Annotated in this window: 1 protein-coding gene; it reads right to left on the minus strand. The window is 47.4% G+C overall.

Annotation, left to right across the window (positions count from 1 at the left end; genetic code table 11):
• The coding region (locus tag ICN40_RS11930; RefSeq protein ID WP_255561334.1) for a transposase at positions 1-586 on the minus strand (586 nt) is incomplete at its 3' end.
• Between the last annotated feature and the right edge of the window lie 17 nt (positions 587-603).

Here is a 603-nt window from a genome sequence, read left to right on the forward strand (position 1 = left end):
CGGCCTCTACGGCCCTACAGAGAGGGATCGATCCACTGGGTAAAGCTTTTTCATAGTAACCTTGATACATCTGTTTTGACTTCACTAATCCATACACTACACGCGCCATCTTCGCTGCCACCGCAGTCCTAGCCTTGCGCTGTAAATCCTTATCCTGTGGTGCGCCTTTAATATAGCGGCTATATTTTTGCTGGAAACTATTTTCTGGTTGAGCGATAGCAGTGTTCACTGCCATCCATAACGCCAAACGTAAACGCGCATTACCTCGTTTGGAGATTTGTTCTTGACCACGATAGTTGCCTGATTGATTTTTGGCTAGATCAAACCCACAATACTTCAAGAACTGACGATGATGGCTAAAGCGACGTAGATCCCCGCCTTCCGCCAGAATCGTTAGGGCATTAATCGGGCCAATCCCCGGAACACTTTGCAAGATGGCAGAGTCCGGGTTATCGGCCAATACTGCTTGAGCCGTCTCTTCTAATTGCTTGCGACAAGCATTGATCTCTTGATAGCGTCTCAGTTGTATTTGAAAGGTTTTGCAAGCCAAGGAATCTGCCTCAACAGGTAGTCCAATGCTATGCAAGGCGGTCTCATAGAGCT

Source organism: Polynucleobacter sp. Fuers-14 (assembly GCF_018882045.1).
Taxonomy (GTDB): domain Bacteria; phylum Pseudomonadota; class Gammaproteobacteria; order Burkholderiales; family Burkholderiaceae; genus Polynucleobacter.